The organism is Thermoflexus sp. (genome assembly GCF_025055495.1).
Lineage (GTDB): Bacteria > Chloroflexota > Anaerolineae > Thermoflexales > Thermoflexaceae > Thermoflexus.
In genome coordinates, this window is record NZ_JANWXB010000276.1 from 1 (window position 1) to 6,772 (window position 6,772).

Annotated in this window: 4 protein-coding genes; all 4 read right to left on the minus strand. The window is 61.5% G+C overall.

Annotation, left to right across the window (positions count from 1 at the left end):
• Nucleotides 1-160: 160 nt before the first annotated feature.
• The 4 genes from NZM16_RS08945 to NZM16_RS08960 all read right to left on the minus strand — a co-directional run bounded on the left by NZM16_RS08945 (nt 161) and on the right by NZM16_RS08960 (nt 6,549).
• Nucleotides 161-2,365 (minus strand): bifunctional (p)ppGpp synthetase/guanosine-3',5'-bis(diphosphate) 3'-pyrophosphohydrolase, encoded by a 2,205-nt coding sequence (locus NZM16_RS08945; protein ID WP_295480006.1) that lies wholly within the window; start codon nt 2,363-2,365, stop codon nt 161-163.
• Between the two features lie 726 nt (nt 2,366-3,091).
• Entirely contained in the window at nt 3,092-4,300 is a 1,209-nt protein-coding gene (locus NZM16_RS08950) for an ABC transporter permease (protein WP_295480008.1), read from the minus strand.
• Nucleotides 4,297-5,454 carry an ABC transporter permease gene (locus NZM16_RS08955; RefSeq protein ID WP_295452843.1) on the minus strand — a complete coding sequence of 386 codons (1,158 nt, stop codon included), beginning with the start codon at nt 5,452-5,454 and terminating at the stop codon, nt 4,297-4,299. Before NZM16_RS08955 ends, NZM16_RS08950 begins: the two co-directional genes overlap by 4 nt.
• Before the next feature lie 9 nt (nt 5,455-5,463).
• Nucleotides 5,464-6,549 (minus strand): ABC transporter ATP-binding protein, encoded by a 1,086-nt coding sequence (locus NZM16_RS08960; protein WP_295480010.1) that lies wholly within the window; start codon nt 6,547-6,549, stop codon nt 5,464-5,466.
• Between the last annotated feature and the right edge of the window lie 223 nt (nt 6,550-6,772).

The following is a 6,772-nucleotide window of genomic DNA, read 5'->3' on the forward strand; positions in this document are numbered from 1 at the left end:
CCGAAAGATTTTTTCCTCCCCCTCCCCACGGCCCAGAGGGCCGTGGGGAGGGGGAGGAAAGGGGGGAGGGGCCATGGCCTTCCGGACGGGCTTCGGTTCCTCAAATCCCCAGTTGATCACTGGACAAAGCAATAGGGAAAAGCAGCCTCCTTCCCCATCCTTAACGACGGCGATAGGCCTCGCGAACATTCGGGATCTGCTCAATGCGCGCCAGCGCTCGATGTAACTGGGCCGCCGAGCGGACTTCCAGAGTGGCCTGGAAGACCGCGAAGCCATTCCGCGTGTCTACCGTGATGCGGGCGATGTTGATCTGCTCGTCCTTCAACACGCCGCTGATCTCGTAGAGCAAACCCACGCGGTCGATGGCTACGATCTCGATTTCGACCGGGTATCCCTTCTCTCCGGCCGGGAACTGCACCTCGATCAGACGCTCTGGCGTGCGGATGTTCAGGATATTCGGGCAATTTCGACGGTGGATCGTGATTCCACGGTTGCGGGTGATGTATCCGATCACCTCATCCCCGGGCACCGGGTTACAACAGCGAGCCAGTTGCATCAGGAGCCCCTGAGGATTGTTCTCCACCAACACTGGCCGGGAAGCGTCATAGCGTTCGGTGGAGACAGGGAGCTCGGGCGCGGTCTTCTGTTCCTCCCGACGGCGCTCCTCCTCCATCCGGATCAGGCGAGGCGCCAGCTGCTCAGGGGAAACGTCCCCCCAGCCGATGGCCGCCAGCAGATCCTCGGGCTCCTTATATCCGAACTCCCCATACAGCCGACGGGTGGCTTCGTCAACCGAGAAGGGAACGCCCAGGCGCCGGATCTCCTGGGCCAGGATCTCCCGGCCGTGGAGGATGTTCTCCGCGCGGCCCTGTTGTTTGAACCATTGACGGATCTTCTGACGGGCGCGAGAGGTTTTCACATACCCCTTCGCTGGATCCAGCCAATCCCGACTGGGGCCGCCCTGCTTGGCCGGGATGATCTCCACTTGGTCCCCCATTTGAAGGACGTAGTTCAGGGGAACCCATTTGCCGTTCACCCGGGCACCGCGGCAACGATGCCCCAGCTCGGTGTGGATGTGATAAGCGAAATCGATGGGGGTGCTCCCCCGGGGCAGGTCGATCACATCCCCTTTCGGGGTGAATACGTAAATTCGATCCTCGAAGACGTCGGTCTTGAGGGACTCCACAAATTCCTTCGCCGAGGTCACCTCATTGCGCCACTCCATCAGGGAGCGCAGCCAGGCCACTTTCTTCTCATAGACCAGGTCCCGCTTCGAAACCTGCTCCTTGTAGATCCAATGAGCGGCGATGCCGTATTCGGCCTCCCAGTGCATCTCCCAGGTGCGGATCTGCACCTCTAAGGTTTTGCCGTCCTCCAGCATCACCGCCGTGTGCAGGCTCCGGTAGGAGTTATCTTTGGGATTGGCGATGTAGTCGTCGAACTCCTTCGGAATGGGGCGCCACATGGAGTGGATGATGCCCAGGACCTGGTAGCACTCCGGGATCGTGTTCACGATGATGCGGACGGCCCGCACATCGTAAACCTGGTCGAAGGAGACCCCCTTGCGGAGCATTTTGCGGTAGATGCTGTAGATGTGCTTGGCCCGGCCGGTGACCTCAGCCTGGATCCCTTCTTCGGCCAGGCGGGCCTTGATCCGCTCGACGATCTGCCGGATATGGCGTTCCCGTTCCGCCCGGCGTTCATCGATGGCCTGGGCGATCTCCCGATACTTCTCCGGCTCCAGGTAGCGAAAGGCCAGGTCTTCCAGTTCCCACTTCAGCTGCCAGATCCCCAGGCGGTTGGCCAGAGGGGCATAGATCTCCAGGGTCTCGCGGGCGATGCGCCGCTGTTTCTCAGAGGGAAGCGCTCCGAGGGTGCGCATGTTGTGGAGGCGATCCGCCAGCTTGATCAGCACCACCCGGGGATCTTCCACCATGGCGAAGAAGATCTTGCGGATGTTCTCGGCGCTCTGCTCGTCTCGAGCGGTGCGACGGGCCTCCCCATCCTCCGGCTGGGCGCGGAGACGATCGATATATTTCAACTTGGTGACCCCATCGACCAGACGGGCGATCTCTTCTCCGAACTCCCGCCGGATATCTTCCAGAGTCACCCCGGTATCTTCCACGACATCATGCAACAGGCCGGCGGCGATCACAGGAGGATCCATACGGAGCTCAGCCAGAATGCCCGCCACGGCCAGGCAATGATACAAATATGGTTCTCCGGAGGCGCGTGTCTGATGAGAATGGGCTCGCCCCGCAACCTGATAAGCCCGCTCGATCAGCTCTCGGTCCGAAGGGCTCAGGGGGTCCCGAATCTGTTCCAGGAGGAACTCCAGGGTCGTGGGATTCTGCATGCCCACCATGCCACCACCGCCTTTCCCCTTTGCTTAATTATAATGTAATCTCAGTGAATCCCGGATTTCTTCCTCAAGGCCTGTCCAGCATGAGCCGTTGTCAGGCCCCATCGGTGATTTGCCGAATTTCAGCCCCACTCCTGCAGTGAGCCGCGGTTGAGGATCCGAAGAAGGGCCTGAGGCCCGGCGCACATCCGGAGGAACGCCACGATCGGGCGGATCAGGGGGTATCCCGGGCTGCGCCGATGGCCTCGCCCCACCCCAGACGTATCGATCCCATAATGGCCATCGCCATCCCCCGGATGCTGGCCGGGATTCGGACCTGAGAGCAGCAGGAGAGGGGCTGTCCACGAACGGACACCGATATCCAAATTTCAATGGGGAAACCGTAGCCGTTTGAGGATTCGAGTCCGGTTCGGGGTCGATCTCGCTGCCTGAACCGCCGTGGGGTCCAAGCGTTTTCCACCTGGCACCAGGGCTATCCACCAGAGCCTGGCCGGAGAGGAGAGACCGCGCCCTTTCCAGCTATGGGGCCGGTCGCTCTCTGGCCTGCAAGAAGGCTGGACATCAGCCGTGGAGGTCTATCGGGACGTGCCTGCGGTCTTCATCTCCGGCGCCCTCCAGGTTGAAGCACGTGCCTGCCGGGTTGCCGGAGGCTTCCTCACTGGCCCCTGAACCTTATGGATGGAGAGGAGGAGAGGCCGGGCAGGCGGTCGGTGACCCGCGATGCCGATCTCATCGGCGACGCTGGGTGATCAGGGAAAGCAACACAAAAGTCAGAGAGGCCCCGAAAAGCAGAGAGGAAATCGCGTTCAGCTCCGGCGTGATTCCGAGCCGGACTTTGGAATACAGCAATACGGGGAGCGTGGTGGATCCCGGGCCTGTGACGAAGAAAGTGATCACAAAATCATCAATGGAAATGGTGAAGGCGATTAAAGCGCCTCCCAGGATCCCCGGCATCAGCAATGGCAACGTGATCCGCCGGAAGGTCTCCCACTCGTTCGCTCCCAGATCCTGGGCGGCTTCCTCCAGGGTGCGGTCGTAAGTCGCCAGCCGGGCGCGGACGATGACGTAGACGAAAGGCATACAGAAAGCCACATGGGCGATCAGGATCGTCCATATGCTCAGGGGCGTCTGCGTCAGGACAAAGAACAGCAGGAGGCCTACACCCATCACGATCTCGGGGATGATGATGGGGAGATACAGCAGGCCTTCCAGGACTGTCTTTCCGATGAACCGATAGCGATCCAGCCCGATGGCCAGCATCGTCCCCAGGAGGGTGGAGATCGCAGTGGCCAGGAAGGCGATCAGCAGACTCCGTTGCGCAGCGGCCAGGACCAGCGTGTCCCGCAAAACCCGTTCATACCACGCGGTGGAGAAACCCTTCCACACCGTCGCGATGGGAGAAGCATTAAAGGAGAACATGATCAGAACGAAGATCGGAACATACAGAAACAAGAATGCCAGCCCGATCATCCCGGCACGCCACTCCGCAGCAAAGCGGAAGGCGGGAACCGGCCAGGGCTCCACCCGCAGGAAACGACGGAGCCCGTGCTCTCGATTGATGTCCAGCAGAACCAGTCCGAGGAAAATCAGAGTCAGGGAGCCCCAGGTCAGGAGATGCCGCAGGATCCTTCCCAGTCGTCCCGGACGACGCCAGAGCCAGCCGGCGAGGAGCAGCGCCCCATAACAGGCCAGCAGACCGCTGACGAGCCGCGGCCAGCCTGGCCCCTCCGGTCCTGTCCATCGACGGGCGATCTCCAGCAGATCTCCCAGGACGCCCAGGCCCGTCAGCCAGGGGATGGCATTCCCCAGGGCGCTTCCCAGATGCAACGCGATCAGGCCGCCGATCGTCCACTCCAGTCCTTCCACCCCATACAGCGCCAGGCTCGGCAAGGGACGGAGGGCGGCCCGTTCCGGTTGAGTGACGACCGGGATGCTCATAACACGCGCTCCCTTCCACCGACGCGGAGATAGACCATAGTGGCGGCCAGCACCATCGCCATCAGGATCAGCGAGAGAGCGGAGCCGAAGGGCCAGTGGCGAACTGTGAGGAACTGATACTGGATCACGTTGCCGATCATCATCGTCTTCGCCCCGCCGAGCAAATCGGGGGTGATGAACGCGCCCACCGAGGGGATGAACACCAGCGTCGATCCGGCGAGGACGCCGGGGAGGGTGAGCGGCCAGATCACCCGCCGGAAGGCATGCCATTCATTCGCGCCCAGATCATAGGCCGCTTCCACCAATGAGAAATCAAGGCGCTCCAGGGTGGCATAAAGCGGAAGGATCATGAAGGGCAGCTCGCCATACACCAGCCCCAGAATGACCGCGTTTTGAGTGAAGAGCAGCGACAGGGGCTCCTGGATGAGACCCGCAGCCATCAGAAAGCCGTTGATGGGGCCATCCGAGCGCAGCACGAACATCAACGCAAGGGTGCGAACCAGAAAGTTGGTCCAGAAGGGGATCATGATGAGAATGAGGAGCGCGTTGCGCCACCGCGCTGGGGCGCGCGCCATCGCGTAGGCGACGGGGTAGCCGATGAGGAGACACAAGACCGTGGTCACTAGCGCGATCCAGAGGGATAGCAATATGATCTGCACATACAGAGGATCCAGAGCGCGCTGGTAGTTCTCCAGGACGAACAACCAGCGGATTCCTCCATAAGGCCCCCGCTTCAGGAAGCTGATCACCGCAATGATGCCTACCGCGAAGGCGAAAAAGATCAGCAGATAAAATGTGCCCGGGAGGATCAAAAGCAGCGGGAGTCGGGCCCGGGGGATCGCCGCGATCCCCAGCGCCATCGCCAGGAAACAGAGGCCCAGGCCTGGGACCAGGCCCAGGGCGAACATCATCCCCAGTCCCAGGACCAGCCCGAGGGCCGCCCGAACCAGGACCAGGGTGGGAATGAGCGGAAGTCCGAGGATCCAGGTGGCGGCGAGGGCGGCGTCCAGGAGCCCCATCCCCCCCATGACGATCCGCCAGGGCATCTCGGCCGTCCTCCCCGCTATAAAGAAAGCCAGAAGGCCGCTGATCACCAGGAGCCCAAATACCTCCAGGGACCGCCCTTTTCGGGTCTGGATATCCACTCCGAACATAGGCCCCTCCTATTCCACGAGAACGCGTGCGCTTTCCGGCGGCCATGATGCCCAGATCGCAGCGCCCGGCTGATAACGATGAATCGAAGCGCTGCCATCCCGGTTTTGCATGCGCACCCGCAATCCAAGCCGCTCACCCACCCGAATCCGAAAGAGGGTGTCTGTTCCGATGTAAATCACCTCCTCGATCACGCCCGCATAGCGATTCGGGGTATCCCCTGGTTCCTCTGCGCACAGGTGGATCCGCTCCGGCCGGATGGCCACGGTGACCGTTTGACCTCGATGGATCCCCTCGGATGGGGCGGCGAAGACAGGGAAGCCTTCGATCTCCACCCGGGCCATCCCCTCCTCCAGATCCACCACTCGCCCCTCCAAGAAGTTCGTCTCGCCGATGAAATCCGCCACGAAGCGGGTGGCGGGGTGCTCATAGATCTCCACCGGGGTTCCGACCTGAAGGACGCGGCCCTGGTTCATCACCGCAATGCGGTCTGACATCGTCATCGCTTCTTCCTGATCATGGGTGACATAGATAAAGGTGATGCCGACCTGATGCTGAAGCGTCTTTAATTCCAGTTGCATCTCCTTGCGGAGCTTCAGGTCCAGAGCGCCCAGGGGCTCATCCAGCAGCAGCACCGCTGGGCGGTTGACCAGGGCGCGGGCTAGCGCTACCCGCTGCTGCTGACCTCCGGAAAGCTGACGAGGATAGCGGTTCTCCAATCCGGATAGCCGGACCAACCGCAGGGCTTCTTCCACCCGTCGACGGATTTCATCCCGGGGGAGGCGCTTCATCTCGAGGCCGAAGGCCACGTTCTCGAAGACCGTCATATGGGGGAAAAGGGCATAATGCTGGAACACCGTGTTCACCGGGCGATGGAAGGGGGGCACATCGTTCATCCGCTCGCCCTTAATGTAGATCTCTCCCTCCGTGGGGCGTTCGAAGCCGGCGATCATTCGCAGGGTCGTGGTCTTTCCACAGCCGGAGGGGCCCAGCAGGGAGAAAAACTCTCCATCCCGGATCTGAAGGCTGACCTGATGAACCGCCTCAACCTCACCGAAATGTTTGCTAACCTTCCTTAACTCTACAGCGAACACCATTTCCTGCTCCTCCTTTGCGATGAGGGAAGGTTCGGTGGAGCGACGGAGACCGAAGAACCCGCCGCCCCATCAAAGCTTTCATCCCCCTCTCCCCCGCTTTCGCTAGTGCTTTGTCCAGTTATAAACCGGGGATTTGAGGAACCGAAGCGAGTCCCGAAGGCGATGGCCCCTCCCCCCTTTCTCCCCCCTCCCCACGGCCCAGAGGGCCGCGGGGAGGGGGGAG